Annotated in this window: 21 protein-coding genes and 1 pseudogene; 8 read left to right on the top strand and 14 right to left on the bottom strand. The window is 75.2% G+C overall.

Annotated features, from left to right (window positions below; all coding sequences use genetic code 11):
• Positions 1–127: 127 nt before the first annotated feature.
• Positions 128–1,246 carry a DUF4190 domain-containing protein gene (locus ACFU9A_RS19790; RefSeq protein ID WP_430577019.1) on the bottom strand — a complete coding sequence of 373 codons (1,119 nt, stop codon included), beginning with the start codon at positions 1,244–1,246 and terminating at the stop codon, positions 128–130.
• A gap of 177 nt (positions 1,247–1,423) precedes the next feature.
• Positions 1,424–2,065: a DUF4190 domain-containing protein gene (locus ACFU9A_RS19785; RefSeq protein ID WP_430577018.1), complete on the bottom strand. Its 642-nt coding sequence runs from the start codon at positions 2,063–2,065 to the stop codon at positions 1,424–1,426.
• A 246-nt stretch (positions 2,066–2,311) separates the two neighbouring features.
• Here ACFU9A_RS19785 and lhgO point away from each other — a divergent pair, with 246 nt between their 5' ends.
• Both lhgO and ACFU9A_RS19775 read left to right on the top strand, forming a co-directional pair.
• Complete coding sequence (gene lhgO, locus ACFU9A_RS19780; RefSeq protein ID WP_430577017.1) at positions 2,312–3,523, top strand: L-2-hydroxyglutarate oxidase; 1,212 nt, start codon at positions 2,312–2,314, stop codon at positions 3,521–3,523.
• A gap of 28 nt (positions 3,524–3,551) precedes the next feature.
• Positions 3,552–4,214, top strand: a complete 663-nt coding sequence (locus tag ACFU9A_RS19775; protein ID WP_430577016.1) for a phosphatase PAP2 family protein — start codon at positions 3,552–3,554, stop codon at positions 4,212–4,214.
• Here ACFU9A_RS19775 and ACFU9A_RS19770 read toward each other — a convergent pair.
• Entirely contained in the window at positions 4,181–5,329 is a 1,149-nt protein-coding gene (locus ACFU9A_RS19770; protein WP_430577015.1) for a nucleotidyltransferase family protein, read from the bottom strand. The genes ACFU9A_RS19775 and ACFU9A_RS19770 overlap by 34 nt on opposite strands.
• A 138-nt stretch (positions 5,330–5,467) precedes the next feature.
• On the opposite strand from ACFU9A_RS19770, the gene ACFU9A_RS19765 reads away from it, so the two are divergent.
• Positions 5,468–7,357, top strand: a complete 1,890-nt coding sequence (locus ACFU9A_RS19765) for an ABC transporter ATP-binding protein (protein ID WP_430577014.1) — start codon at positions 5,468–5,470, stop codon at positions 7,355–7,357.
• Here ACFU9A_RS19765 and ACFU9A_RS19760 read toward each other — a convergent pair.
• The 4 genes from ACFU9A_RS19760 to ACFU9A_RS19745 all read right to left on the bottom strand — a co-directional run bounded on the left by ACFU9A_RS19760 (position 7,288) and on the right by ACFU9A_RS19745 (position 10,058).
• Positions 7,288–8,265, bottom strand: a complete 978-nt coding sequence (locus ACFU9A_RS19760; RefSeq protein WP_430577013.1) for a hypothetical protein — start codon at positions 8,263–8,265, stop codon at positions 7,288–7,290. The genes ACFU9A_RS19765 and ACFU9A_RS19760 overlap by 70 nt on opposite strands.
• Positions 8,266–8,269: 4 nt before the next feature.
• Positions 8,270–8,710 (bottom strand): lasso peptide biosynthesis B2 protein, encoded by a 441-nt coding sequence (locus ACFU9A_RS19755; protein ID WP_430577012.1) that lies wholly within the window; start codon positions 8,708–8,710, stop codon positions 8,270–8,272.
• Complete coding sequence (locus tag ACFU9A_RS19750) at positions 8,707–9,861, bottom strand: asparagine synthase-related protein (protein ID WP_430577011.1); 1,155 nt, start codon at positions 9,859–9,861, stop codon at positions 8,707–8,709. The genes ACFU9A_RS19755 and ACFU9A_RS19750 overlap by 4 nt, the downstream gene beginning before the upstream one ends.
• 83 nt (positions 9,862–9,944) lie before the next feature.
• The gene (locus ACFU9A_RS19745; RefSeq protein ID WP_430577010.1) at positions 9,945–10,058 is read right to left on the bottom strand and encodes a lasso RiPP family leader peptide-containing protein; all 114 of its coding nucleotides are present in this window, start codon (positions 10,056–10,058) and stop codon (positions 9,945–9,947) included.
• 243 nt (positions 10,059–10,301) lie between these two features.
• Between ACFU9A_RS19745 and ACFU9A_RS19740 the strand changes: the two genes are divergently transcribed.
• Positions 10,302–10,559, top strand: coding sequence for a PqqD family protein (locus ACFU9A_RS19740; RefSeq protein WP_430577009.1), 258 nt, complete (start codon positions 10,302–10,304; stop codon positions 10,557–10,559).
• Positions 10,560–10,578: 19 nt separating this feature from the next.
• Here ACFU9A_RS19740 and ACFU9A_RS19735 read toward each other — a convergent pair whose 3' ends face one another.
• Positions 10,579–11,538 carry a GDP-mannose 4,6-dehydratase gene (locus ACFU9A_RS19735; protein ID WP_430577008.1) on the bottom strand — a complete coding sequence of 320 codons (960 nt, stop codon included), beginning with the start codon at positions 11,536–11,538 and terminating at the stop codon, positions 10,579–10,581.
• Positions 11,535–12,527 carry a GDP-mannose 4,6-dehydratase gene (locus ACFU9A_RS19730; protein WP_430577007.1) on the bottom strand — a complete coding sequence of 331 codons (993 nt, stop codon included), beginning with the start codon at positions 12,525–12,527 and terminating at the stop codon, positions 11,535–11,537. Before ACFU9A_RS19730 ends, ACFU9A_RS19735 begins: the two co-directional genes overlap by 4 nt.
• 222 nt (positions 12,528–12,749) lie before the next feature.
• Here ACFU9A_RS19730 and ACFU9A_RS19725 point away from each other — a divergent pair, with 222 nt between their 5' ends.
• On the top strand, positions 12,750–13,424 hold the full coding sequence (locus ACFU9A_RS19725) for a phosphatase PAP2 family protein (protein ID WP_430577006.1): 675 nt from the start codon (positions 12,750–12,752) through the stop codon (positions 13,422–13,424).
• Between the two features lie 9 nt (positions 13,425–13,433).
• Positions 13,434–15,281 (top strand): hypothetical protein, encoded by a 1,848-nt coding sequence (locus ACFU9A_RS19720; protein WP_430577005.1) that lies wholly within the window; start codon positions 13,434–13,436, stop codon positions 15,279–15,281.
• Between the two features lie 43 nt (positions 15,282–15,324).
• Here the strand turns inward: ACFU9A_RS19720 and ACFU9A_RS19715 are convergent, their stop codons facing one another.
• The 3 genes from ACFU9A_RS19715 to ACFU9A_RS19705 are packed head-to-tail and all read right to left on the bottom strand — an operon-like array spanning position 15,325 to position 19,087.
• The gene (locus ACFU9A_RS19715; RefSeq protein WP_430577004.1) at positions 15,325–16,374 is read right to left on the bottom strand and encodes a glycosyltransferase family 4 protein; all 1,050 of its coding nucleotides are present in this window, start codon (positions 16,372–16,374) and stop codon (positions 15,325–15,327) included.
• Positions 16,371–17,429 (bottom strand): glycoside hydrolase family 99-like domain-containing protein, encoded by a 1,059-nt coding sequence (locus tag ACFU9A_RS19710; protein ID WP_430577003.1) that lies wholly within the window; start codon positions 17,427–17,429, stop codon positions 16,371–16,373. Before ACFU9A_RS19710 ends, ACFU9A_RS19715 begins: the two co-directional genes overlap by 4 nt.
• Positions 17,430–17,452: 23 nt before the next feature.
• Positions 17,453–19,087, bottom strand: coding sequence for an oligosaccharide flippase family protein (locus ACFU9A_RS19705; protein WP_430577002.1), 1,635 nt, complete (start codon positions 19,085–19,087; stop codon positions 17,453–17,455).
• 115 nt (positions 19,088–19,202) lie between these two features.
• Between ACFU9A_RS19705 and ACFU9A_RS19700 the strand changes: the two genes are divergently transcribed.
• On the top strand, positions 19,203–20,399 hold the full coding sequence (locus ACFU9A_RS19700) for a glycosyltransferase family 4 protein (RefSeq protein WP_430577001.1): 1,197 nt from the start codon (positions 19,203–19,205) through the stop codon (positions 20,397–20,399).
• A pseudogene (locus tag ACFU9A_RS19695) lies at positions 20,396–20,995 on the top strand (glycosyltransferase family 2 protein); the annotation flags it as partial. The gene ACFU9A_RS19700 and the pseudogene ACFU9A_RS19695, both read left to right, overlap by 4 nt.
• A 290-nt stretch (positions 20,996–21,285) precedes the next feature.
• On the opposite strand, the gene ACFU9A_RS19690 reads toward ACFU9A_RS19695, so the two are convergent.
• Together ACFU9A_RS19690 and ACFU9A_RS19685 are read right to left on the bottom strand one after the other, a co-directional pair.
• Positions 21,286–22,737 (bottom strand): DUF4038 domain-containing protein, encoded by a 1,452-nt coding sequence (locus tag ACFU9A_RS19690; RefSeq protein ID WP_430577000.1) that lies wholly within the window; start codon positions 22,735–22,737, stop codon positions 21,286–21,288.
• Positions 22,721–23,626, bottom strand: coding sequence for a glycosyltransferase family 2 protein (locus tag ACFU9A_RS19685; protein ID WP_430576999.1), 906 nt, complete (start codon positions 23,624–23,626; stop codon positions 22,721–22,723). Before ACFU9A_RS19685 ends, ACFU9A_RS19690 begins: the two co-directional genes overlap by 17 nt.
• Between the last annotated feature and the right edge of the window lie 7 nt (positions 23,627–23,633).

The raw sequence follows: 23,633 nt of genomic DNA, 5'->3' as shown, positions 1-23,633 counted from the left end.
TGCCGAACCAGCCTACGCCGCGCCTCCGACGCCGCCCTCCCGGGACGCCGAACAGGCGGTTGCGCACCTTCCGAGGCCTCGGAAGGTGCGCAACCGCCTGGTCGGCGACGGGCCGGACGGCGGGGGGTCAGCGGCCCGGGAGCTGGCCGCTCAGGTCCTCGGGGAGCTGGTCGCGGATGCCGTCCGGGAGGCTGCCCAGGAGGTCCTCGCAGGAGGTGGGGTCGCCCGCCTGGCACTGGCCGCCCAGCTCCTGCAGGCGGTCGGCGTCGCCGAGGGTCCCGGCGAGGTCCCGGAGGTCGTCGAAGGACATGCCGCTCGAGAGGCCGCCCAGCAGCAGGTCGGGGACGGACAGGTCGGTCTGCGTGAGGTCCTCGGCCTGCGCCAGGGCCTGCTCGATGTCGTCGCCGTACGTGTTCCACAGCATCAGGCCCGCGATCACGACGATCGCCGTGAACACCACCTGGATCGAGCCGAACGTCAGCCCCGTGGCCGCCATGCCGCGGCCGCCCGTGCCGCGCCGGCGCGTGCGGTCCAGGCCCACGCCGCCCAGCACGATCGCGACCACGCCCAGCAGCGGCACCACGAACCCGAAGATCCCGGTGACCAGGGCCGCCACCGCCGACGGCTCCGTGCCGCGCCGCTGCGGGGGCCGGGCCGCGTGCGCGGGGGCGGCCGGAGCGGGAGCCGGCGCCGCGGCCCACGGCGAGGGCGGCGCGGCCGACGGCGCCGGGCGCTGCGCCGGAGCCGGTGCGGGAGCGGGGGCCGCCGCCTGGGGGGCGGCCCCGGGGGCCGGGCGCGAGCCCACCGGCCGGGACGACGCAGTCCGCAGCGGCGGAGCCGGCAGCGGGGTCGTGCCCGCCGTCTGCGGGGCCAGCATCTGCGTCCGGTCGAGCGGCTGCGCCGCGAACACCTCGGTCCGGTCCGCGGCCTGCGGGGCCAGCGCCTGCGTCGCGTCGGCGCCCTGCGCCCCGAGGACCTGCGTCGCGTCGGCGCCCTGCGCCGCGAAGACCTGCGTCGCGTCGGCGCCCTGCGCCCCGAGGACCTGGGCCGCGAAGACCTGCGTCCTCTCGGCGCCCTGCGCCGCGAAGACCTCCGTCCGGTCCGCGCCGTACGGCGGGAGCACCTGGGTGCCGGCGCCCTCGGGCGGCGGCGCCGGGACCGGCACGACCTGGGTGCCGTCCTCGCGCGGCGGGATCGCCCGGGTGGGCGGGGTGTCGTGGGCGTCGTACCCGCGCGGGTGGCTCATGGTCCTCCAGGTCGGTGCGGCGTCGGCCGGTTCCGGACGGCCGGTGCCCACGCCGTCGCGCACGGTGGTGCGTCGTCGCGCCGGGCGCCGTCCGACCCGCGATGCTACCCACCCGACGGCCCCCGGCGGCAGGCCCGACGGGACTCCACGCAGGACCTTCGCAACCGCCGGGGCGCGCTACCGCACCAGCAGGAGCGCGGACGAGTCGAACGACGTCCTGAAGTCCTCCGGGTCGATGTTGGACACGAACGCCACCGCGAACACGATGAACAGGATCCACGCGACGATCCCGATCGCGCCCAGCACGATGCCGGCGATCGCCATCCCCTTGCCCTGCTGCCCCGTGCGCGAGATCCGCGAGAGGCTGATGATGCCCAGCACCACCGGCACGACCGCCAGGCCGAGGATGCCCGTGACCAGCGCCGCGATCGACCACCCGTCCGTGCCCGCCGACGGCGCGTAGGGCTGCTGCCCGTACGGCTGGGCGTACGGCTGCTGCGGGTACCCGGGCGGCTGCTGGCCGTACGGCTGCTGCTGGCCGTAGGGCTGCTGCGCGTACTGCTGCGACGGGTCGCCGTACGCCGGCACGCCGCCCGGCTGCGGCTCCGGTCCCGGCTGCTGGCCCGCGCCCGGCTGCGGGTAGCCCGGCGGCTGCTGGTAGGGGTCCGGCGGGGGCGCGCCCTGGTCCGGGTGCTGCGCGGACGGGTACTCGTGGGCCGCGTCCGGCTGCGGCGCCCCCGGCTGCGGCGGCTGGGGCTCCGCCGGCTGCTCCGGCCGCGGTGCGTACGGGTCTGGCTGGTTGCCGTCGTCCTGGCTCATGACCGTTCCTCCTCGTCGACGCCGCGCGACGGGCGCGCCCGACCGCGTCCTGCTCCTCCCACTATGCAGGAGGGCGCACGCCTCGCGCCGCACGTCGCGGCAGGTCGTGGCGCGACCTGCGCCACGGTTCACCCCGTCGTTCACCCCGGCGGCGCTCCTCACGCGCCGCTCCGGCTGCCATGCTGGGACGCGGCGGGCCGAGCCAGGGACCCGGCCCGCCACCGTCTGCCGGACCGGGGAGGCCACGTGCGCGTCATCGTCGTCGGGGGCGGGATCATCGGGCTCGCGACGGCGGCACGCCTCGCCGGCCGCGGCGACGAGGTCACGGTGCTGGAGAAGGAGCACGAGCTCGCCTGCCACCAGACCGGCCGCAACTCCGGCGTCATCCACTCCGGCCTCTACTACGCGCCCGGCAGCCTCAAGGCCCGGCTCGGCGTCGCCGGCGCCGCCTCCATGACGCGCTTCGCCGCCGAGCACGGCGTGCCCGTGGCCACCACGGGCAAGCTCGTCGTCGCCACCGACGCCGGCGAGCGCGACCGGCTGCACGCGCTGGCCGAGCGCGGCGCGGCCAACGGGGTCCCGGTCCGCGAGCTCGACCCCGTCGAGGCGCGCGAGCACGAGCCCGACATCGCCTGCGTCGGCGCCCTGCGCGTGGAGACGACCGGCGTCGTCGACTACCGCGAGGTCTGCGCCGTCCTCGCCCGGCAGGTGCGCGACGCCGGCGGCACCGTGCTGCTCGGCCGCGCGCTGCACGCGGCCGAGGTGGTGGGCACGCACGTGCGCCTCGACGTCGACGTGGTCCGCAGCCACCAGCGGCACGAACTCGCCGCCGACGCCCTCGTCGTGTGCGGCGGCCTGCACGCCGACCGGCTGGCCCTGGCGTGCGGCGTCGACCCCGGCGCGCGCATCGTGCCGTTCCGCGGCGAGTACTTCGACCTCGCCCCCCGGGCGGCCGACCGCGTGCGCGGCCTCGTCTACCCGGTGCCCGACCCCCGGTTCCCGTTCCTCGGCGTGCACCTCACGCGCGGCGTGCACGGCGACGTGCACGCCGGCCCCAACGCCGTCCTCGCCCTCGCGCGCGAGGGCTACCGGCGCCGCGACGTCGCGTGGCGCGACGTCGCCGACGCGGCGTCCTGGCCCGGGCTGTGGCGGCTGGCGGGGCGCAACCTCGTGCCCGGCGCCGCCGAGGTGGCCCGCTCGATGTCCCGCACGCTGTTCGCCGCGTCCGTGGCGCGGCTGCTTCCCGGTACCACCGCCGACGACCTGCACTCCGCCCCCGCCGGCGTGCGCGCCCAGGCCCTGCACCGCGACGGATCCCTCGTCGACGACTTCCTGATCCGCACCGCCCCGCGGCAGGTGCACGTCATCAACGCTCCGTCGCCCGCCGCCACCGCGTCGCTGGAGATCGCGCGGCACGTGGAGGCCGAGCTGGACCGGACGATGGCGAACGCCTCGTGAGCGGTGCCGGGCAGCACGGACCGTGACCGTGGCTCGACGGTCCCGGGTTCCCCTGCGGCGGTTCACACTCGGCGCCGCGCTGGCGGCCTCCGCCGTGTCGGCCGCCCTGTGCGCCGCGCTCTTCGTGACGGCGGTGCTCACCGCGCCGGGGCAGCAGGTTGACGTCGCCGGCCTCGCCCTGCTCGCCGCGCCCGAGCCGGCGGCCGCGGGCGTCGCCCGGCTCGTGCGGGCGCTCCTGCCGGGGCTCGTGGCCTGCGGCCTGGTGGGGGCGCTCGTGTCCGCCGCGCGGCGGGAACCCCGTCCGGTGCTGGCCGCCGCCGCGAGCCTGCCGCTCGTCGCCCTGGCGCTGGCGACCGCGCTGCGGGACCTCGTCCTGACCCGGCCCTACCTCGGGGCCAACGGATACCTGGAGAACACGTTCCCGAGCGCCCACACGGCCACCCTCGCGGCCGCGTGCGTCGCGGTCGCGATCCTGCTGCGGGACCGCGCCCGCCCCTGGCAGACGGCGGCGCTCGCCTCCTGCGTCCTGCTCACCGCGTGGGCGAACGTCGCGTCGTCCGCCCACCGGCCGTCCGACGTCCTGGGCGGGATCCTCCTCGCGGGCGTGCTCGCGCCGTGGGTGGTCCTGCTCGCCCACCGTCTCCCGCCGGCCTCCCCTCAGCCCCTCCCGGAGTCCACGAACCGGAAGTAGTCGTCCCGGGCGCGCGCGTCGGGGACGTCGAGGCGCAGCGCCTTCTCGCCGGCGTCCGTGTCACCCCGACGGAGCGCGCGCTCGATGCGGCGGTGGGCGAGGACGCCCCCCACGAAGGCCGTCACCGTGCCCCAACCGCCCGGTCGCGCGCTCGCGTAGAGGCGCCCGCCGCGGTGCGGGTCCCCCGGCAGGTCCGGGAAGCCGTGGCGCCGGTCCAGCGCGGCCGCCGAGCTCCGCCAGGCACGCGGCGCCCGCAGCCCGGTCCCGCCGAGGTCGCCGAGGACGCGCGCCGCCCGGTCGACGACGAGCCCGACGGGCGCCTCGAGGCGCATGCTGCGGGCCCGCGACCCGATCTCGTCGCGCGTCCCGTCGCACGCCGCGACGGCCTGGGCCACGTCCACCAGCCACATGAGGCGGCCCGCCCCGGCCTGCGCGGCGTGGAAGGCCAGGACCAGCACCGTGTCGACGGCGTCGAAGGTGGGGACGGCACGGCCGCCGCCCGCCGCCACGGTCCGACGCCGCCCGATCATCCCGGCGGGGTCCGTCCGGAAGCTGCGTCGGACGTCGTGCGGGACCGCGATGTCCCAGTGGAGGTCGACATGGACGCCCAGCGGTCCCCGCATCGCGTACTCCGCCCGGCGGTCCGACGCCATGAGCGGCCAGTTGCGGTCGACGCCCGAGCACCCGGCGTCCTCCAGCGCCTCGACCGCCTGACGGAACGCCGCCCGCGGGACGTACAGGTCGAGGTCGTAGTACTCGCGCATGTCCGGCGCCGCCCAGAGCGCAGCAGCCGCAGGGCCCTTGGCGACCGCCCACGGCACCCCGGCGCGGTCGAGCGCGGCACCCAGCGAGGTGAGCTCCGCGAGCGCCCCCAGGTGCCGCACGACCTGCTCGTCACGGGCGCGACGCAGCGGCGCGCGCCAGGGTTCGGGACAGTCCGGCCTGTCCGCGACCCGCTTCGCGACCGCCGGCAGCACGCGGTGGTCCTGCGCGGCGTCGGCCAGCAGCTCCAGCGAGACGCCGTCGAGCGGGGTGGGCGGGGCCTGTCCGGCGGGCGTCACGGAGTCGATCAGCAGCTGCGCCACCGGCCGGCGCGCCGTCGTCCGTGCCCCCATCCCGGCAGGATAGGTACGGAACGGCGACCGCGGCTGCGCGGCAGCGGGCGAATTCTCGCCGGGACCGGCCCCCAGCACCCCTCGCACGGCTAGCGTGTGTGGGGCCGGGCCGGGCCCCGGCAGAGGACGGAGCGGTCGGTGGCGGACATCGCGACGGGCGGAGCGCCCGAGCACGACGAGCGGCGGGGTCGCCGCCTGCTGCGCCTGCTCGGCGGGTCGCTGCGCGTCTCGTGGCAGGCGAGCCGCCCGCTTTTCGTCGCCATGCTGGTGCTGCAGGTCCTCGTCGCGGCCGCGTTGGCGGGACAGGTGCTGGTGGTCGCCGCTCTGCTCGACTCCCTCCTCGGGCTCACCGACGGGTCGGCGGCGCTCGTGTCCGTCACGGGACCGGTGCTCGCCCTCGCCGGGCTCACAGCCCTCGCGACCGTGGCCGGCGGGCTCCAGGGGTCCGTCCGCCGGGTGCTCGGCGAGCACGTCGCGCGCCTGATGGCCGAGGAGGTGCAGGCCGTCTCGACGAGCGTGCCGCTCGAGCACTTCGAGTCCGCCGCGTTCTACGACCGCCTCCAGCGGGTCCGGGTCAACGCGCTGTCGCGCCCGTTCCAGGTCACCCAGGGGATGTTCGACCTGGTCGGGTCGTCGATCGCGACCGTGGGCGTCGGGGCCGCGCTCATGGCCCTGCACCCGGTGCTGCTCCCGCTGCTCGCGGTCGGTGGGCTCCCCCTGTTGGTCACGGGCCGCCGCGAGGGCAGGCTGGAGTTCGCGTTCAAGGTGGCGCAGACGACCAACGAGCGCGAGCGCATCTACACCAACTACGTGCAGAGCAGCCGCGACGAGGCCAAGGAGATCCGGGCGTTCCAGTCGGCCGGGTGGCTCCAGGCGCGCTACCGCGAGCTGTACCGGACCTACCTCGCCGACCTCGCCCGCCACGTCCGGCGCCGGGCGCTGACGAACGGCGTGGGCAACCTCGCGGCCGCCGTGGTGCTCGCGGCCGTGCTCCTGGTGCTCGCGCTGCTCATCACCCGCGGCGCCGTCTCGTTCTCCGAGGCGGGTGCGGCCGTCGTCGCCGTCCGGATGCTGCAGGGTCAGATCCAGGGCATCTTCGGCGGCGTCCAGCAGATCTTCGAGTCCGGCCTGTTCCTCGACGACGTGCACACGTTCCTCGAGGAGGGGCGGGCCGCGGCGGCCGCCGCCGACGGCGCCGAGGACCCGCCCGACGGGTTCCCCGGGGTCTTCGCCCGCGACGTCTCGTTCACCTACCCCGGCTCCGAGCGGCCCGCGCTGCGCCACGTCGACCTCGCGCTGCGCCCCGGGGAGGTCGTCGCCCTCGTCGGGACGAACGGCTCCGGCAAGACGACCCTGGCCAAGCTGCTCGCCGGCCTCTACGCGCCGACGTCGGGCGAGGTGCTGTGGGGCGATCGGCCGCTTGCCTCGTTGCGCGCCTCCGCGGTGCGGACGCAGGTCGCCGTGATCTTCCAGGACTTCGTCCACTACGCCTACACGGCCTCGTGGAACATCGCGCTGGGGCGCCCGGAGGCCCCCGTCGACCACGAGCGCGTCCGGCGCTCCGCCCGGGTCGCGGGCGTCGACGCGGCGCTCTCCGGGCTGCCCGACGGCTACGAGTCCCGGCTGTCGCGGATGTTCCCCGGCGGCACCGAGCTGTCGGGTGGCCAGTGGCAACGGGTCGCGATCGCTCGCGCGTTCTACCGGGACGCGGCGCTCGTCATCCTGGACGAGCCGACCGCCGCGATGGACCCGCTGGCGGAGCACGACCTGTTCGCGTCGTTGCGCGCCACCCTCGACGGCCGGACGGCGCTCTTCGTGTCGCACCGCTTCTCCACGGTCCGGTCGGCGGACCGCATCGTCGTCCTCGACGACGGCGCGGTCGTCGAGGAGGGCTCGCACGACGAGCTGATGGAGCTCGACGGCGCCTACGCGGAGATGTTCACGGTCCAGGCCCGGTCCTACCTGGACGGCGCCTCCGCGCCGACCAACGGGCGCTCCGAGGCGGCGGCGACCGACCGTCCGATCTGAGCGCCGAGGGACGGGTGGAACGGCGGCCCCCACGGCACGTCGGCGACCAGCACCGGCACCGACCGCGCGATCTCGGCGAGGTGGCGCAGGTGGACGCCCTGCACACGCTCGTCCACCCAGCCGTGCAGGCGCGGGTAGTGCAGGAGCTCGAAGAGGGCCGCCGTGCCCGTGCGCCGGCGCACCACCAGCTCGCCGCCCTCGCGGTCCGGCTGCGGCACCACGACCGCCCGGAGCGGGCGCCGGTCCCGAGCTCCCGCCCCGAGCTGCAGCACGTGGCGGGCGTCGGCGCTCACGCGCCGCCCGGGCGCCCGCCCGGCGAACCGGTCGACCAGGGTGTCGGCCCCCTTGCGCAGCCGCACCTCGGTGGCGCCCAGCCGTGCCGCGAAGCCGTCGTCGGTGCGGTCCAGGCGCAGCACGTCGTCCGTCACGAGCGCGGCCCCCTCCGCGCACATCAGGGTGGCCATCGTCGACTTGCCCATCCCCGAGTACCCGACGAACGCGATCACGCCGTCGTCGTCCTCGACCGCGCTCGCATGCAGGACCGCCTCGCCCCTCAGGTAGAGCTGGAACGCGAGCATCCCGCCGGTGGTGAGCACCCGGCTGAGACCCGGGTCGACGCCGTCGGCCTCCCGCAGCACGACGTGCCGCAGGTCGGCCGAGACCTCGAAGTCGCACGCGTCGTGGAAACGCAGGAGGAAGCCCTCCGCGCCGAGGTCCCAGGCCGAGTACCAGGGGTCCCCGGCGACCGCGTGGCGGAGGACCGGTCGCCCGCCCGGCTCCGTCCGCTGTGCCGTGCCCGGCCCGGTGACGACCGTGACGTCGGCCGGGCCGCGGTCGTCGTGCGCCCGGTCCTGGTGCAGGTCGAACGGCGCCTCGACGACGAGGCCGTACAGCAGCTGGCGGTCCACGCTCTCACGCTCCTTGGGTACGGACGACGAGCGGCCGGAATCCCGCTCCCCGGTCCAGGTCGAGGTCCCGGTCGTCGATCCGCAGCCAGGCGTGCGCGCGCACGACGCCGTCGGACTTGGCCACCCCGAGCACGAGGGCGGGTCGATGGCGGCGCAGCACCTGGCCCGCGAGGACCGACGAGCGCAGGCAGGTCCCGTTGACGCCGGAGAGCCGCAGCACCCGTCGCAGCACGCGCAGGTCCTGTACCTCCCGGTCGTCCAGCGCGGCGAGGTCGAGGTTCCCGGCGGCAGGGGCCGGCGAGGAGAGCAGCGCGAGACCGTAGCGGTCGGCGAGCCTCGGCAGGCCCCAGCGCCGCAGCCGGCCCTCGAGCAGGAGGAGCGCTCCGACGAACCGCACCGCGCGGGGGACCGCACGGAGCCGGCGCACGGACGACGCGACGGTCATCGGACCACCTCGGCGCCCGCGGACGCGAGCCAGGCCTGCTGCAGCAGGAGGCTGGTCGGGCCGGGCGGGTAGCCCGAGAGCCAGGCCGTGCGCAGGCGGTCCACGTCGACCAGCTCGGGGTCCACGCCGGTGCCGTCCCACCGGGCGGCGAAGTCACGCGTCGCGGAGCCCAGGTACGCGCGGTTGAAGGACGCCTTGCTCGACCGGGCGCACACCGCGCCGGGGAGCAGGGAGCCGAAGACGGCCCGCATCCCCGCGGTCCGGTCGGCGAAGCCCCCGGGGTACCGGGCGCCGAGCGACCGCAGGAACCCGTCGTCCAGCAGCGGGTGGGCGAGCGCTACGTCGTGCTCGGCGGCCACCAGACCATAGGTGTCGAGGAAGACGCGGCTCGCCCGGCGACGCCGCAGCCACAGGAGCCCTCGGGCGTAGCCGAGCGGCTCGCTCGCGCCGTCCCGCGCGACCGCGTCCGCGAGCCGGGCCCGGGCCTCGTCGGTCAGCCACGCCAGGGCCTGCGTGCTGCGCGCCGACCCCGCGCGTTCCCGGCGGCGGCGCACGGGTCGGGGCAGCAGCGACGCGAGCGCCGCCCGGCGCGGGGTGCCCGTGCGCCCGCGCCCGCGCGCGACCTGCAGGAGGGCGCGGGACCTGCGGTCGCCGAAGACCTCGTCGCCGCCCTCGCCCGTGAGCACGGCGCGCCCCCGCAGCTCGCGCAGCATCGCGTCCTTCACGTGCATCGTCGCCGGGAAGAGCAGGCCCCGGCGACGGAGGCTGTCGCGGGCACCGGCACCGAGGAGGTCGTTCTCGTCGTCGACGGTGATCCGCCACCAGGTCGCCAGGCCGAGGTGGGCGACCACGGACTCCTGCCAGGCGGACTCGTCGGCCTCCGCGAGGCCGGGGTAACGGAACGTCACGGGCACGGGGTCCGGGACACCGTCCTCGCGGGCGACGGCGGTCGCGACGGCGAGCACCGCGGACGAGTCGCGGCCGCCCGAGAAGGTGACGGCGACGGGGCGGCCGGCCGTGGCGCGGCGGACCGCGCGCTTGATCGCGTCGAGCGGGTCCGACACCGCGTGGGAAGGCGCGCCCGCGTCGACGAGCCCGGGCAGCCAGCAGGCGGCCGTCTCGAACGCCGTGGGGCGGTAGTAGGGCGTCATCGTCGATCCTGCGCTGCGAGGAGGACGACCGGGTGCCGTCCGCTCCGGCGTCGGAGCGGACGGCACCCGGCCTGGGGTGGAGGTCAGGACGCCTTGCCCTTGTGGAACAGGTCGCCGTCGTAGTCGAAGGCGAACTGCTGCTCGAGCGTGACGTCCTTGACCGAGCCCACCTCGGTGATGCGCGGTGACTCGTACATGGGAGTCTCCCCTCTCCTCGTTCCTGCTGGACGCGCCCAACGTCGCGCCGTGGGCTGCCCCGGTCAAGGACTTCCGGACGATGTCACCCCGCCCCGGGACGCCTTTCACCCTGCGTCGGGTGAAACCTGCCCCGTGCCCCGCCAGGAGCCCGGGAACGGCCTATTCTCGGGGCGGTACGCCCGGTCACCGGCCGCCCCGAGGCCGGCGAGGGCACGACGACGGGCACGACGAGAGGCACGGCGATGAGGCTTCGTGAGGACGGCGTCACCTGGCAGGAGATCGACGGCGAGCTGGTGATCCTGGACCTCTCCTCGTCCACCTACCTCACGACCAACGGCTCCGGGGCCTTCGCGGCGAAGCTGCTGCAGGAGGACCGCACCACCGACGACCTCGCCGGCGCCCTCGTCGCCGAGTACGGGATCTCCGCCGACCTCGCGCAGCACGACGCCGAGGCGTTCGTGGAGGCACTCCGGGAGCGGGGCCTGCTGGTCGAGGACTGAGACCGGCGCCGGGCGCGGCTCAGGCCGCCCCGAGGACCGCCAGGTCGTGCCGCACCATGCGGCCCACGATCTCCTCGAACGGGAGGGTGCCGCCCCAGCCGAGCACGTCGCGCGCCCTGCGCGGGTCGCCGACCTGCTCGGCGGGGTCGACGGGGCGCACGAACCGCGGGTCGACCTCGACGTGGGCCGCCCAGTCGTCGATCCCGGCGGCGGCGAACGCCGCGGCGACGAACTCCGCGACCGAGCGGGTCCGCCCGGACGCGACCACGAAGTCGCCCGACTCCGGGTGGCGGGCGGCACGCACCATCGCGTCCACGTAGTCCGGGGCCCACCCCCAGTCGCGGCGGGCGTCGAGGTTGCCGAGCGCGAGCGTGCCCGCGCCGTCGCGCGCGATCCGGGCCGCGGCCACGGAGATCTTGCGGGTCACGAAGGTCTCGGGGCGGCGGGGCGACTCGTGGTTGTACAGGACGCAGGCGGAGACGCCCAGCCCGCGCGCCCGGTACACCGCGGCCATCTGGTGCGCGTACGCCTTCGCGACGCCGTAGGGCGACGTCGGGCGCAGGGCCGTGCCCTCGTCCTGCGGGCTGCGGTCGGGACTGCCGTAGATCTCCGCGCTGGAGGCCTGGAGCACCCGGACGGGCCTGCCGGTCTCCTCCTGGAGCCGCCAGGCCGCGTCGTAGAGACCCACGGCCCCCAGGCCCGACACCGCGCCCGTCTCCACGGGACGCTCCCAGGACGCCGCGACGGAGCTGATCCCACCCAGGTTGTAGATCTCGTCCGGCCGGGTCTCGCGGACGAGCTCGGCGACGGCGACCGTGTCGGCGAGGTCGCCCGCGTGCAGGTGGAGCCCCGCGGGCAGGACGTCCAGCCGGTCGGGGGTGCGCACCAGGCCGTGCACCTGGACCCCTTCGCCGAGGAGCCGCTCCGCGAGGTACGAGCCGTCTTGGCCCGCGACCCCCGTGACGAGCGCGACCGTCACCGGCGCATCCCGGCGAGCTCCGCCTGCTCCTCGAGGTCGTTCTCGACCATCATCGCGACGAGACGCTCGAAGCCGACCTGCGGGACCCACCCCAGCACGTCCCTCGCCCTCGACGGGTCGCCGATGAGGAGGTCGACCTCGGCCGGGCGCATGAAGCGCGGGTCCTGCTCCACGTACCCCGACCAGTCCTCGACGCCGACGCACCCGAACGCGACGTCGAGCAGGTCCCGGATGGAGTGCGTCTGCCCGGTCGCGACCACGTAGTCGCCCGGCTCCGGCTGCTGGAGCATCCGCCACATCGCCTCGACGTAGTCGCCGGCGAACCCCCAGTCGCGACGGGCGTCCAGGTTGCCCAGCGTGAGCGAGTCCTGCAGGCCGAGTTTGATCCGCGCCACCGCCTGCGACACCTTGCGGGTGACGAACTCCGGCCCGCGCCGCGGCGACTCGTGGTTGAACAGGATGCCGCTCGACGCGTGCATCCCGTACGACTCGCGGTAGTTGATCGTCATGTAGTGCCCGAAGACCTTCGCGACGCCGTACGGCGACCGCGGCCACAGCAGCGTGGACTCGCGCTGCGGCACCTCCTGCACCTTGCCGAACATCTCCGAGCTCGACGCCTGGTAGAACCGCACGCTGCGGGGATCGTCCCCGGCGTGCAGGCGCACCGCCTCGAGCATGTTCAGGACGCCCTTGCCGGTCACCTCGCTGGTGAGCGTCGCGTTCTCCCACGAGTACGCGACGTACGAGATCGCGCCGAGGTTGTACACCTCGTCGGGCTGCGACGCCGCGAGGGCCCGCAGGAGGGACGAGAGGTCGGTCAGGTCGCCCGCGACGAGGCGCACGTCCGGCACGGTGCGCCGCACCAGGTCGAGCTTCGGGTTGTTCTGCCCGCGGATCAGCCCCCAGACCTCGTACCCCTTCGAGAGGAGCAGCTCGGACAGGTAGAGGCCGTCCTGGCCGGTGATTCCGGTGATGAGTGCTCGAGGCATGTCGTTAACCGTTCTGTGAGCGCTGAGCCAGCGCCGTCCCCCGGCGGCACTCCCCTTCTGGGACGTCACCACGCTAGACACGAAGCGGCGCGATCCGGCCGTCGGCAACGGGTGAACAGGGCCCAGGCCGGGGTGAATCTGCGACGGTGCCGCCTCCGGTCGCCGAACTTCATCCGCCCTCGGACTCGACCGGGCGGCCCGCCGGAGCGAACCATCGAAGGCATGTCACGCCCGGATCGCGGACGGCGCGACCACGCCGTGCGGGCCTCCGTCCTCGCCCTGTGCTTCGCCGTCCTCTACGTCGGCGGGGTGGTCGCCCCGTGGGGTCAGTGGGCCGACGCCGTGCTGTTCAGCCTGCTGACCGGTGCGGGCGCGGGCGTGCGCGGGGTCGCCGGCGTCCTGCGCGAGGGCCTGGTGGTCGTGCTCGGCACCACCGCGGCCGTGGTCGGGCTGCTCGCCCTGCGCGGGCGCCGCCGCGGCGCGGTGGTCGCGTGGGCAGCGGTCGTCGTCGCCTCGGTGACGCTCAGCTCCGTCCTGCGCGACATGGTGCTGACCCGGCCGGTCCACGACGAGGTCTTCGGCTACGCCTACAACACGTTCCCGAGCACGCACGTGACCGTGACGACGACGCTCGGGCTGGCCGTCGTGGCCCTGTGGCCCTCCCGCGACGGGTATGCGCGGGTCGTGGTGCGGGAGGCCGTGCTCGTCGCCGTCGTCCTCGCGTGCCTGGTCAACGTCGTGACGTTCGCCCACCGCCCCGCGGACGTGCTCGGTGCGCTCCTCCTCGCCGGGTGCCTGGCGTCCGTGGCCGGCACGATCCACCCGGCCGGCGTTTCACCCCTGCCCCCCGGCAAGTTCACCCAGGTCACGCCCCTGCCCGCGCCACGTGCGGCATAGCGTCGCCGTATGACGACACGACGACGCCGTGCCGCACGGCTCCTGGCCCCCGCTCTCGCGCTGACCGCGGGCTCGATCGCGCCGGCGGCCGCCGACGCCGCGGAACCCGCCTCGCGCACGTCGTCGCATGCCGTCACCTGGACCTGCACCGGAGAGCCGTGCCCGTGGGGCGGCTCCACGTCGGGCAACGCCGCGGTGTGGCCGGAGGGCTCCGGCGCGCTGTCGGAGCGGTACGGGTACACGACGTCGGGGGCCATCTATCTGCCCGGCGACGCCGCCGAGGGCGCGACGATCACCGTGCTCGAGGGCTCCGCGGGTGTCTGGGCCGGCCCGCTCGACAGCCCGCACCGGTCCCTCCGCTCGCTGTCCGCCGGCGACTCGTTCACGGTGGGCGACCTGGCCGCCGGTGAGGTGCTCTCCCTCCAGAACGACGACGGCGGGTTCGCGTACACCTTCGACCCGGCCGACGAGACGGCGCCGGAACCGACGCCGACCCCGACGCCGACGCCCACACCCACACCGACGCCCACACCGACGCCGACGCCCACACCGACGCCCACCGGCGACGCCGGCGCCGCGTCGCGCACCGTCACGTGGAACTGCACCGGCGACCCGTGCCCGTGGGGGCAGTCGACGTCGGGCAACGCCGTCGCCTGGCCCGAGACCTCCGGCGCCCTCACCCAGCGCCACGGGTACACCACCACCGAGGCCGTCTACCTGCCCGCCGCCGCGGCCAACGGCGACACCATCGCCGTCGTCACCGGCTCCGCGACCCTCTACGCCGGCACCCCCACCGGGTCCCACCGCGCCCTCGCCCGACTGTCCGCCGGCGAACAGCACACCGTCACCGGCCTCGCGTCCGGAGAGGTCCTCTCCGTCCAGAACGACGACGCCTCCTTCACCTACCTCCACACCCCCGGCGACGCCACCACGCCCGACCCCGAGCCCACGCCCACCCCCACACCGACGCCCACACCGACGCCCACACCGACGCCCACGCCGACGCCCACCGGCGACGCCGGCGCCGCGTCGCGCACCGTCACGTGGAACTGCACCGGCGACCCGTGCCCGTGGGGGCAGTCGACGTCGGGCAACGCCGTCGCCTGGCCCGAGACCTCCGGCGCCCTCACCCAGCGCCACGGGTACACCACCACCGAGGCCGTCTACCTGCCCGCCGCCGCGGCCAACGGCGACACCATCGCCGTCGTCACCGGCTCCGCGACCCTCTACGCCGGCACCCCCACCGGGTCCCACCGCGCCCTCGCCCGACTGTCCGCCGGCGAACAGCACACCGTCACCGGCCTCGTGTCCGGAGAGGTCCTCTCCGTCCAGAACGACGACGCCTCCTTCACCTACCTCCACACCCCAGGCGACGCCACCACGCCCGACCCCGAGCCCACGCCTACGCCCACACCGACGCCCACGCTGCCGGGCGACGCGGTCGTCATGGAGTCGACCCTGGCGCTCTGGCACTGCGACGCGTACGAGACGTGCGCCGACGACGGCTGGACGCCCTGGGTAGGCGGGGCCCTCGCGTGGCCCGAGGAGGTGGCCTACTCCACGAACGCACGCGAGGGCTCGAACTCGCGCACGGTCCGCGATCTCGACGGCGGCACGATCCACCCGTACATGGGGGCCTGGGCGAACGGCTGCCAGATCTACGTCCTCGAAGGGGACGTGCTCGTCATCGAGTGGGAGCGCGGCACCGACACCTGGCGGCCCACGTACCTCTCCCCCGGCGACGTCTACACGATCGAGCTGGTGGGCGACGAGGACGGCGCCATGATCGAGACGCCGGACACGCCGACGTCGTTCAAGGTCGCGCTGACCGGCTGCACCCCGCAGCCCCTGCCGTGACGAGGGCGACCGGTCGGACGACGCCTCCGACCCCGGTGTGGGGTCAGGCCTCGCCGCGGTACAGCGCCTCGTAGCGGTCGACGACCGCGTCCAGCGTGAACTCCTGGACCCGCTCGAGGGCCGACCGGGCGAGCGCGTCCCGGCGGGGGTCGTCGGCGAGCAGCTCGGCCAGGGCCGTCCCGACACCCTCCAGCGGGGTCACGACCGCGGTGCGGCCGCCGTCGGTCACGTACATCGCCCCGGGGTTGGGCGTCGCGACCACGGGGAGCCCGGACGCCATCGCCTCGACGTACGGGATGCCGAAGCCCTCGTAGTCGCTCGGCAGGCAGAACGCCCACGCCTGCTGGAACGCGAGCGCCAGCTCGTCGTCCGACAGCCTGCCCAGCTCGCGGACCCCGGGGCCGGCGTCGTCGGGCACGTCCCGGCTGACCATCCACAGCTCCGCGTCGGGGTGCTTCGGCAGCACGGTCTCCTGGAACTGGCGCGCCAGCTCCGCGCCGCGCTTGCGGCCGCGCCAGTACCCGACGAAGAGCACCACCGGATGGTCGGCGCGGCGCGACGGGTCGGGGCGGAAGCGCCGCACGTCGGTGCCGCAGGGGACGACGTCACGCACCCACGGGTACCAGCGGCGCGTCTCGGGCGAGATGACGACGGTGTGGTCGGCGACCAGCGACGCGAGCACCTCGGACAGGCCGAGGAGCACCATCCGTGCCTTCTCCTTGACGCCCTTGATGGTGCGCGCCTCCTCGAAGCACGACCCGGCGAGGGTCCGCACGTGCCGGGGCACGCGCCGGCGCCACAGCCAGTAGTCGTCGCCCCACGCGTGCAGCACGTCGAAGGAGGAGAGGTCCACGCGGCGCAGCGCGAGCGCGAACCGGAAGGTGCGGAGCGAGCCCGTCATGCGCACGTGCCGGTGGCCGTACACCGCCCCCGCCACCGGCGGGCAGTCGCTGAGGACGGTGACGTCGTGGCCCCGGCGCGCGAGCTCGGTGGCGAGCTCGTGCACCTGGTAGCCGATGCCCTGCTTGCTGGTGCTCGGCAGGTAGTACGAGATGATCGCGATCCGCAGCGGCCGTACGGCGGCGGACGTCATCGCAGGCCGTCCCGGAGGGCCTCGAGCCAACCGCGGCCGTGCCGCAGGTCGGGCTCGAGGTGGTTGCCCTCCGCCCACTCGTTCCACGACTTGACCCACAGCAGGCGCTCGTCGGCCGGGCGGTGCGCGACGGAGGCGACCGCCTGCCGCACGTTCTCGCCGAACTTCTCCGGGGTCGCGCCGTGCAGCACCACGCCCCCGCGTCCGGAGCGCGGCGTGTTGTCCCAGTTGGGGTACACGCACGGCTGGACCAGGTCGCCGGTGCGGTTCTGCCCCGCCCAGTCCGTGGAGTAGGGGAAGACCTCGGGCCCGCCGGCCAGCCGGCGCAGGGCGCGCATCCGCAGCATCTCCGCGCGGGACGTCCCGGCCGGCATCCGCATGTACACGCCGGTGTCGAACCCGTCCTCCTTGACCCGGTCGTAGCGCGGTCCGCCGCCGAGGAGGTCGCTCATCTCGGCCACGAGGTACAGGCCCTCCAGACCCGCCCTGCGGGCGAGCCCCTGCCAGAGGTCGACGAAGACGGCGGCGTCGGGCAGCTCCTCCGGGCGGAAGACGTAGAAGACGGGCCGCCCGCCGACGCGCAGGTAGCGGGGGTCGCGGAACGCCGGCAGGACGGCCTCGAAGTGGGCGGTGTAGTCCTCGACGCCCGGGTAGTGCTGCTGGACGAGGATGCGGTCGGCTTCGCCGTGCCAGATGCCGCTCCAGGTCTGGTTGGCCCACGCCAGGCAGAACGACACGTCGGGCGCCCCGGACGCGAGCACCTCCGCGAACGGGCGCTCCAGGATCCGCCGCCCGTTGCCGAACCAGTAGTGCCAGTACGCGAACGCCTCCACCCCGTACTGCGCGGCCAGCTCCGACTGCGCCGCCCGCGCCTCGGGCAGCCGCAGGTCGTAGAACCCGAGGTCCGCGGGCACCAACGGCTGGCGGTGCCCCGGGTAGAGGCGCCGGGCGCGTGCCACGTTGGTCCACTCGGTGAACCCCGGACCCCACCATGCGTCGTTCTCCGGGATCGGGTGGAACTGCGGCAGGTAGAACGCGACAGCTCTGGCTTCCATCCCCTCGCCCCTCTCGTTCGAGCTCATGCCCGGCTCGCGGAGACGACCCGGAGCATCGGTGCGGCGACCCGCCGCAGCCGTGCCGGCACGGACCGGGTGACGGCCTCGGCGTCCGCGGGGGTGAGCCCGGTCCGGGCGAGCCGCACCGCCCCCACGAAGAGCCCGAGCCCGAGCACGCCGGCGAGCACCGCCGACGGCACCGGCGGCGCCCCGATGCGGTCGATCCCCCACCAGGTCACCACCGACACCGCGGCGCCCAGCAGGAACGGCAGCACCGTGCCGAGGGTGCGCCCCGCCGACAGCCCCAGCGACCGCACCTCGAGGGTGAGCAGGCCGGCGAACAGGACCACGGCCGCCGTCGCGTTCCCGAGCACGGCGGCCCACACCCCGAGCGGACGGACCAGAGCCACCGTGAGCCCGACGTCGACGACCAGGCACGCCAGGTTCATCCACAGCAGCCAGGTGCCCTTGAGACGTGCCATGAGGAACGCCTTCAGCGGGCCCGCCATCACCAGGAGCCCCCCGGCGATGCTCAGGACGACGAGCACGGGCGGCACCGACGCGAACTCGGGACCGTAGATCGTGGGCACCAGCAGCGCGAACGCTGGCGTCGCGGCGGCGACGACCGCGGCCGTGGCGGTCGACGACGCGCGCAGCGTCCGGCCCAGCGCGCGGCCCACCGCCTCGACGTCGACCTCGCGGAGCCCGGAGATCGCCGGGACCAGCGGGCCCAGCAGCGACTGCGCCGGCGCGAAGAGGTGGACGCCGAGGCCGAAGGCGAGGGCGAAGACACCCGCCGCGGCGGGCTCCGACATCCAGGTCAGCACCAACACCTCGCTGCGCGAGGAGACGAAAGCCTCCAGCATCCCGGCGGCGCCGGCGGGCACGGCAAACTTCCAGAAGCCCGGGGGGAACCGGCGGAAGCGGGGGCGCAGCAGCGCACGGCGGTACATCGGCGCCACGAAGCACATGTACGCGATCGCGCCGAGGCCCACGGCGACGAGACGCACCGCCCAGATCGAGTCCGCGGTGCCGACGGTGGCCGCGACGATCACCACCATGACCTGGGTGACCAGGTTGACGATCATGGTGGCCTGCGCGCTCTGCGCCGTCTTGTTCTCGATGGCGAGCGCGTCCGACGGGCCTCCCGAGGCGCACGGGATCACGACGCCGAACACGAGCGCGATCGCCAGGAGGACCGGGTCGACATCGACGAGCAACAGCACGGCGAGCGACAACACAGGGATGCCCACCAGCACCCGGTACCCCTGGGCGGCGGTGAGCATGCGCTTCACCTCGTCGTACCGCCCGGCGGCGTGCGCCTTCGACCCGAACTGGACCACACCCGTGCCCACGCCGAACTCGACCGCCGACCCGACGAGCGCGAGGACCGTCGACAGGTACGCGAGCCGCCCATAGTCCACGACGCCCAGCACCCGGGCGATGACGATGTTGACGACGAAGGCCAGCGGCAGGGAGACCACGACGTGGACGAGCGTCCACATCGCTCCCCGGATGGCCCGGTCCTGCAGCTCCCCGCGCGACAGGGCCCGCGGGTCGTCCAGCGCGGGCACCGCCGTCGCGCCCGCCCCCGGGGGCGCGCTCGCGACCGTGGTCGGCCGGTCGGCAGCGCCCGGCGGCGCCTTCTCTGTCGTCACAGGGACATCGTTCCCTCGCGGACCCGTCGTTTCCGAGGGCCGGGGGCCGAATTCAGCCGGTGCTCCCTCCGGTTTCACCCCCCTGCCCCGTGGCCGGCTCCGTAGTCTCGACAGCATGAGCGTTCCGGTCGCGGCGGGCAGTCATCTGCACGTGATCACGCCCGGCGACCACTTCTCGCCCGGCACGGGCAGCGCCGTTCCGACGGTCGTGCACGGCCTCGCGGCCGCTACCCCGCCGGGGCACCCGCGGACCCGCGTCGCGGTCGCGCACGGGACCTACCCGGATCACTATCCCTCCGCGGACGTGGTCGGCTACGACGCGGCGCCCGGCCGGCCCGGGGACAGGCTCCTCGATGGCGCTGCCGCCGTCCTTGGCCTCCCGCGGCCCGGGGCGCGCCGGTCCCTGCGTCCCACCGTCCGCGACCAGGGGTCGTGGGCGCCGTCGGTGGTGGTCGCGCACAACGCGCCGCAGCTGGCGAGGCTGGTCGACACCCGGCGCCACGCCCCGGTGGTGTGGTTCCACAACGAGCTGCTGCGCACGTACTCGTCCCGCGCGGCGGGGAACACCCTCGCCCCCGCGGCCGCCCTCGTGTGCGTGAGCGACTTCCTCGCGGAGCGCACTGCCGCGCGCCTCCCGGTCACGCTGCACGGCCGGCTGACGACCGTGCCCAACGGCGTCGACACGACGTCCTTCAGCCCGGACGGGCACGAGCCCGGGGAGGTCCTCAGTGTCGTGTTCGTAGGCCGGATGGTGCGCGAGAAGGGGCCCGATCTCCTCCTGGACGCGCTCGCCCGGCTGGACCGGGCCGACCTCCGGGCTACCCTCGTCGGGACGCCGCACTTCGCCCCCGACGCTCCCCTGTCGCCCTACGAGCAGGGGCTCCGTCGGCTCGCGGCGCCGCTGGGCGACCGCGTCACCTGGCTCCCCTTCAGGCCACGGGAGCAGGTGGCCGCGATCCTGCGGGCGGCCGACGTCGTGGTGGTCCCGTCGCGATGGGACGAGCCCTTCGCCCTCACCGTGCTCGAAGGGATGGCGTCCGGCGCCGCGGTGGTCGCCGCCGACGTCGGCGGGATCCCCGAGGCCGCGGGAGACGCGGGGCTCCTCGTTCCCCCGACCGCGCCGTCGTTCGCGGACGCGCTCGGAGCGCTCGCCGACGACCGCGGACTGCTCGCCGCCCGCCGTGCTGCCGCACGCGAGCACGCCGTCGCCCACGACTGGGCCGTCTCACGACGCAGGTTCGACGCCGAGCTCGCGCGGCTCGGGATCACCGCGCGTGACGTCGGCGCGGCGCACCGGGGCGTGAGCCGATGACCCCGAGCGTCTCCGTCGTCCTGGCCACCAACCGTGGGGCCGACAACCCGTTCCTCGCCGAGGCCCTCCAGTCGCTCGCCGCCCAGACGCTGCGCCCGGTGGAGTTCGTCGTGGTCGACGACGGCAGCCCGGTCCCCCTCGACGTCGACGACCTCCCCGTGGGCCTCCCGCCGACGCGCATCGTCCGGTCGCGCCCCTCGGGGCCGTCGGTGGCGCGCAACACCGGCGCCGCAGCGACCTCCGGCGACCTCCTCGCCTTCCTCGACGACGACGACGTGTGGGACCCGGCGAGGCTCGCCACCCACGCCGCGGCCATGACGGACCCCGGCGTGGCGATCACCTACTCGGGGATGGACAGCATCGACGCGGACGGGGCCCTCGTCGCCCCCGCCGACCAGGTGCCCGTACGGGACGTCGAGGACGTCTACCGGCGGGTCACCGGCATCTTGCTGGGGAACCTCGTCGTGCGTGCCGACGCGTTCCGCGCGGTCGGCGGCTTCGACCCCACGCTCCGGTGCGCCGAGGACCTCGACCTCGTGCTGAAGCTCGCCCTGCGGGGCCGCACCATCATGGTGGGCGACCGGAGCCTCGTCTCCTACCGCACCCACGGCCACAACGCGACGCGCAGGCACCGGGTCCTGGCGGACAGCATCCGGCACGTGCTGCGGTCCCACCGGAGGGCCGCCGTGGAGCGCGGTGACACCCGCCTCGCCTCCGCGCTCCGGGAAGGCCTCGCCTCGAACGACCGGTTCGCGGCGTGGAGCGCGGTGCGGGCGGCACGGTCGCTGGCCCGGGACAGGGCGTACGGCGACGCGGCGTCGGAGCTGCTGTGGGCGGCACGGTTCGCCCCGCTCGCCCCCGTGAGCGTGCTCCGCCGGGCCGTGCCTCAGAAGGGCAGGTCGGTGCCGACCACGAGCAGCCAGTCGCCCGCGCCGGCCGCGTTCGCGCCCGGGGTGCGCAGCTCGCGGGTCAGCGGGACCGGCATCGCCGTCCCCGTCGATGGATCCACCCACACGGCGGACGCCGCCGGGTCCACCCTCGACAGGTCGAGCGAGACGGCGCGCCCGGACGGCACGTAGACCAGCGCCAGGCTCCCGTCCGGGGCGACCGACGCCGTGGCCAGGTCGGCGCCGAGCACGTCCTGCCCGTCGATCGCGGACCCGACGCCGTCGGTGAGGAAGCCGTCGCTCGGCGCCAGCGTCCACCACCGCAGCGAGGCGATCACGTCCCGGATCCGGGAGACCTGCGTGGCCCCCTCGGAGCGCAGGCGAGTCTGCCACCCGGGCAGGAACTCCCAGTCGTCCGTGCCGAAGACCTCGCCGGGAGACCCGGACGTGATCGCCCAGAGGACCTGGCGGCGGAGCGTCTCGGTCGTGGTCGTCGGACCGCCCGTGTTGTTCTCCCCCTCGTAGTTCGCCTCGCCCAGCAGCGCCGGACGGTGCGGGCGCGTGTCGTAGGCGGCGCGCACCGCGAGCGACGTCGGCCCGTAGGTGTAGACGAAGTTCCAGTCGACCTCGCCCTTCCAGCGCTGGTCGTCGGCGGCCGACGGTGCCGACCAGAGCTGCACGGAGAACGGCCGACCGTCGCCGGTCGAGCGGATGCCGTCCCGGAGCGCCCCGAGGCAGGCGTCGGTCGCGGCGGAGGGAGAGTAGTCGCCGCCCGACATCCACAGCACCGGCAGGTCCTTCGCCCACCGCGCGACCCGCGCACCGAAGGCGCGGCACGTCGCCGGCGGCACCCCGGCGAACTCGTGCTCCAGCGTCCACGAGTCCACCGGGTACAGCAGCGTGGTGATGCCCAGCTCCCCGGCGCGGCGCAGCACCTCGTGCGCGCGGTCGAAGTACGCGTCGTCCCACCGCAGCACGTCGCCGCCGACGAAGGGTCGCAGCCCGTCGACCGTCGTCCCGTCGTCGGACGGCGCCCCGTTGGCGACCGCCCCGACGAGAGACACCAGGACGGCGTTGAAGCCCTGCTCCGAGCGGGCGGTCAGGTATTCCTCCGCCTCCGGGGGTCGCAGGTCCGTGAGCAGCGACCACGGTGCGTCGCCCCGCACCAGCACGGGCGCGCCGTCCTGGTCCACGAAGGTGCGCCCGTCGGCGGAGATCCCGGTGATCCACCGGGGGTCGCCGTCGAGGGCCGGCTCCCGCGACGAGGGCGTCACAGCACGCACAGGCGCGTCCGCCGCCGGGGGCTGCTCGTGCCAGTCCGGGGACGAGAACGGCCCGAGGTCGAGCACGCGGAGGGCAGCCATCGCGCCCAGCACGAGCACCAGCACGCCACCGACGACCCCGAGCACGCGCGCACGGCCACGCCGCCGCGACTCAGGTGCGCGACGCATCGGCGTCCCTGGCCGGTGCGGCACGGAGCAGGTTCCGCTTCACGTCGTACCCCAGCGAGCGCAGGCCTGGCGCGGTCCACCGGCGGGCTACCGCCCCCACGGCCCGCACCCGCTCGGCCACCGGGACCGGGGCGAGCAGGGCCTCCGCGAGGACCCGGCCGTGCAGGTACCACTGGGGGAACGCCAGCGGACGGCGGAAGTCCGGACGATAGGTCTGCGTCTGGAGCACCGGGTCCGAGGTCTGCAGGTTCGACATCTGTCCCGGGTGCCGCCGCGCCACGAAACCGACGTCGGGCACCTGGACCCACGGGGACCGCATGGCCATCGCCACTGCAAGGGCGAAGTCGCCGCCCCAGAAATCCGGGAGGCCACCGCGGTCGCGCAGTGCGGTGGTCCGGAAGACACCACCGAAGCCGATCGCCTGCCACACCTGTCGCTCGAAGAAGAGGCTCACCCGGTCCGCCGGTCCCGGTGAGAGGAAGTCGAGGCCCTCGTCGTCCAGCGTCCCGACGACGCGGTCGTCCGGGTCGGAGAGCTCCACCCGGGAGAAGGCGATCGTGGCCTCGGGGTGGGAATCGAGAGCCTCCACGCACGCGACCAGATGGTTCGGGCGGACCACGTCGTCCGCCGAATTCCACATGAAGTACGGCGCACGGGCCCGGTCGAGGAGACGGTTCCAGTTCCACGGGATACCCCGGTTCGTGGTCGCGCCCAGGTAGGTGAAACGCGGGTCGTCGGCCGTGAAGCGCTCGGCGATCGCCCGCGTACCGTCCGCCGACGCGTTGTCGGCGACGAGGACCTCCACGTCGTCCAGATCCTGCTCCTGCAGCGCTCGGAGGGTGCGCTCGAGGAAGGCTTCCCCGTTGCGCACCGGCACCCCGATCGTCACCCGAGGG

Source organism: Isoptericola sp. NPDC057653 (genome assembly GCF_042799955.1).
Taxonomy (GTDB): domain Bacteria; phylum Actinomycetota; class Actinomycetes; order Actinomycetales; family Cellulomonadaceae; genus Isoptericola.
The sequence above is the reverse complement of the archived record's forward strand: the minus strand, read 5'-3'. Positions and strand labels throughout refer to the sequence as shown.

Excerpts from the sequence above, each read along its gene's own strand:
- ACFU9A_RS19790 (WP_430577019.1), bottom strand. The coding sequence starts at position 1,246 with ATGAGCCACCCGCGCGGGTACGACGCCCACGACACCCCGCCCACCCGG.
- ACFU9A_RS19785 (WP_430577018.1), bottom strand. The coding sequence starts at position 2,065 with ATGAGCCAGGACGACGGCAACCAGCCAGACCCGTACGCACCGCGGCCG.
- ACFU9A_RS19770 (WP_430577015.1), bottom strand. The coding sequence starts at position 5,329 with ATGGGGGCACGGACGACGGCGCGCCGGCCGGTGGCGCAGCTGCTGATC.
- ACFU9A_RS19755 (WP_430577012.1), bottom strand. The coding sequence starts at position 8,710 with ATGACCGTCGCGTCGTCCGTGCGCCGGCTCCGTGCGGTCCCCCGCGCG.
- ACFU9A_RS19750 (WP_430577011.1), bottom strand. The coding sequence starts at position 9,861 with ATGACGCCCTACTACCGCCCCACGGCGTTCGAGACGGCCGCCTGCTGG.
- ACFU9A_RS19745 (WP_430577010.1), bottom strand. The coding sequence starts at position 10,058 with ATGTACGAGTCACCGCGCATCACCGAGGTGGGCTCGGTCAAGGACGTC.
- ACFU9A_RS19740 (WP_430577009.1), top strand. The coding sequence starts at position 10,302 with ATGAGGCTTCGTGAGGACGGCGTCACCTGGCAGGAGATCGACGGCGAG.
- ACFU9A_RS19730 (WP_430577007.1), bottom strand. The coding sequence starts at position 12,527 with ATGCCTCGAGCACTCATCACCGGAATCACCGGCCAGGACGGCCTCTAC.
- ACFU9A_RS19725 (WP_430577006.1), top strand. The coding sequence starts at position 12,750 with ATGTCACGCCCGGATCGCGGACGGCGCGACCACGCCGTGCGGGCCTCC.
- ACFU9A_RS19720 (WP_430577005.1), top strand. The coding sequence starts at position 13,434 with ATGACGACACGACGACGCCGTGCCGCACGGCTCCTGGCCCCCGCTCTC.
- ACFU9A_RS19715 (WP_430577004.1), bottom strand. The coding sequence starts at position 16,374 with ATGACGTCCGCCGCCGTACGGCCGCTGCGGATCGCGATCATCTCGTAC.
- ACFU9A_RS19710 (WP_430577003.1), bottom strand. The coding sequence starts at position 17,429 with ATGGAAGCCAGAGCTGTCGCGTTCTACCTGCCGCAGTTCCACCCGATC.
- ACFU9A_RS19700 (WP_430577001.1), top strand. The coding sequence starts at position 19,203 with ATGAGCGTTCCGGTCGCGGCGGGCAGTCATCTGCACGTGATCACGCCC.
- ACFU9A_RS19690 (WP_430577000.1), bottom strand. The coding sequence starts at position 22,737 with ATGCGTCGCGCACCTGAGTCGCGGCGGCGTGGCCGTGCGCGCGTGCTC.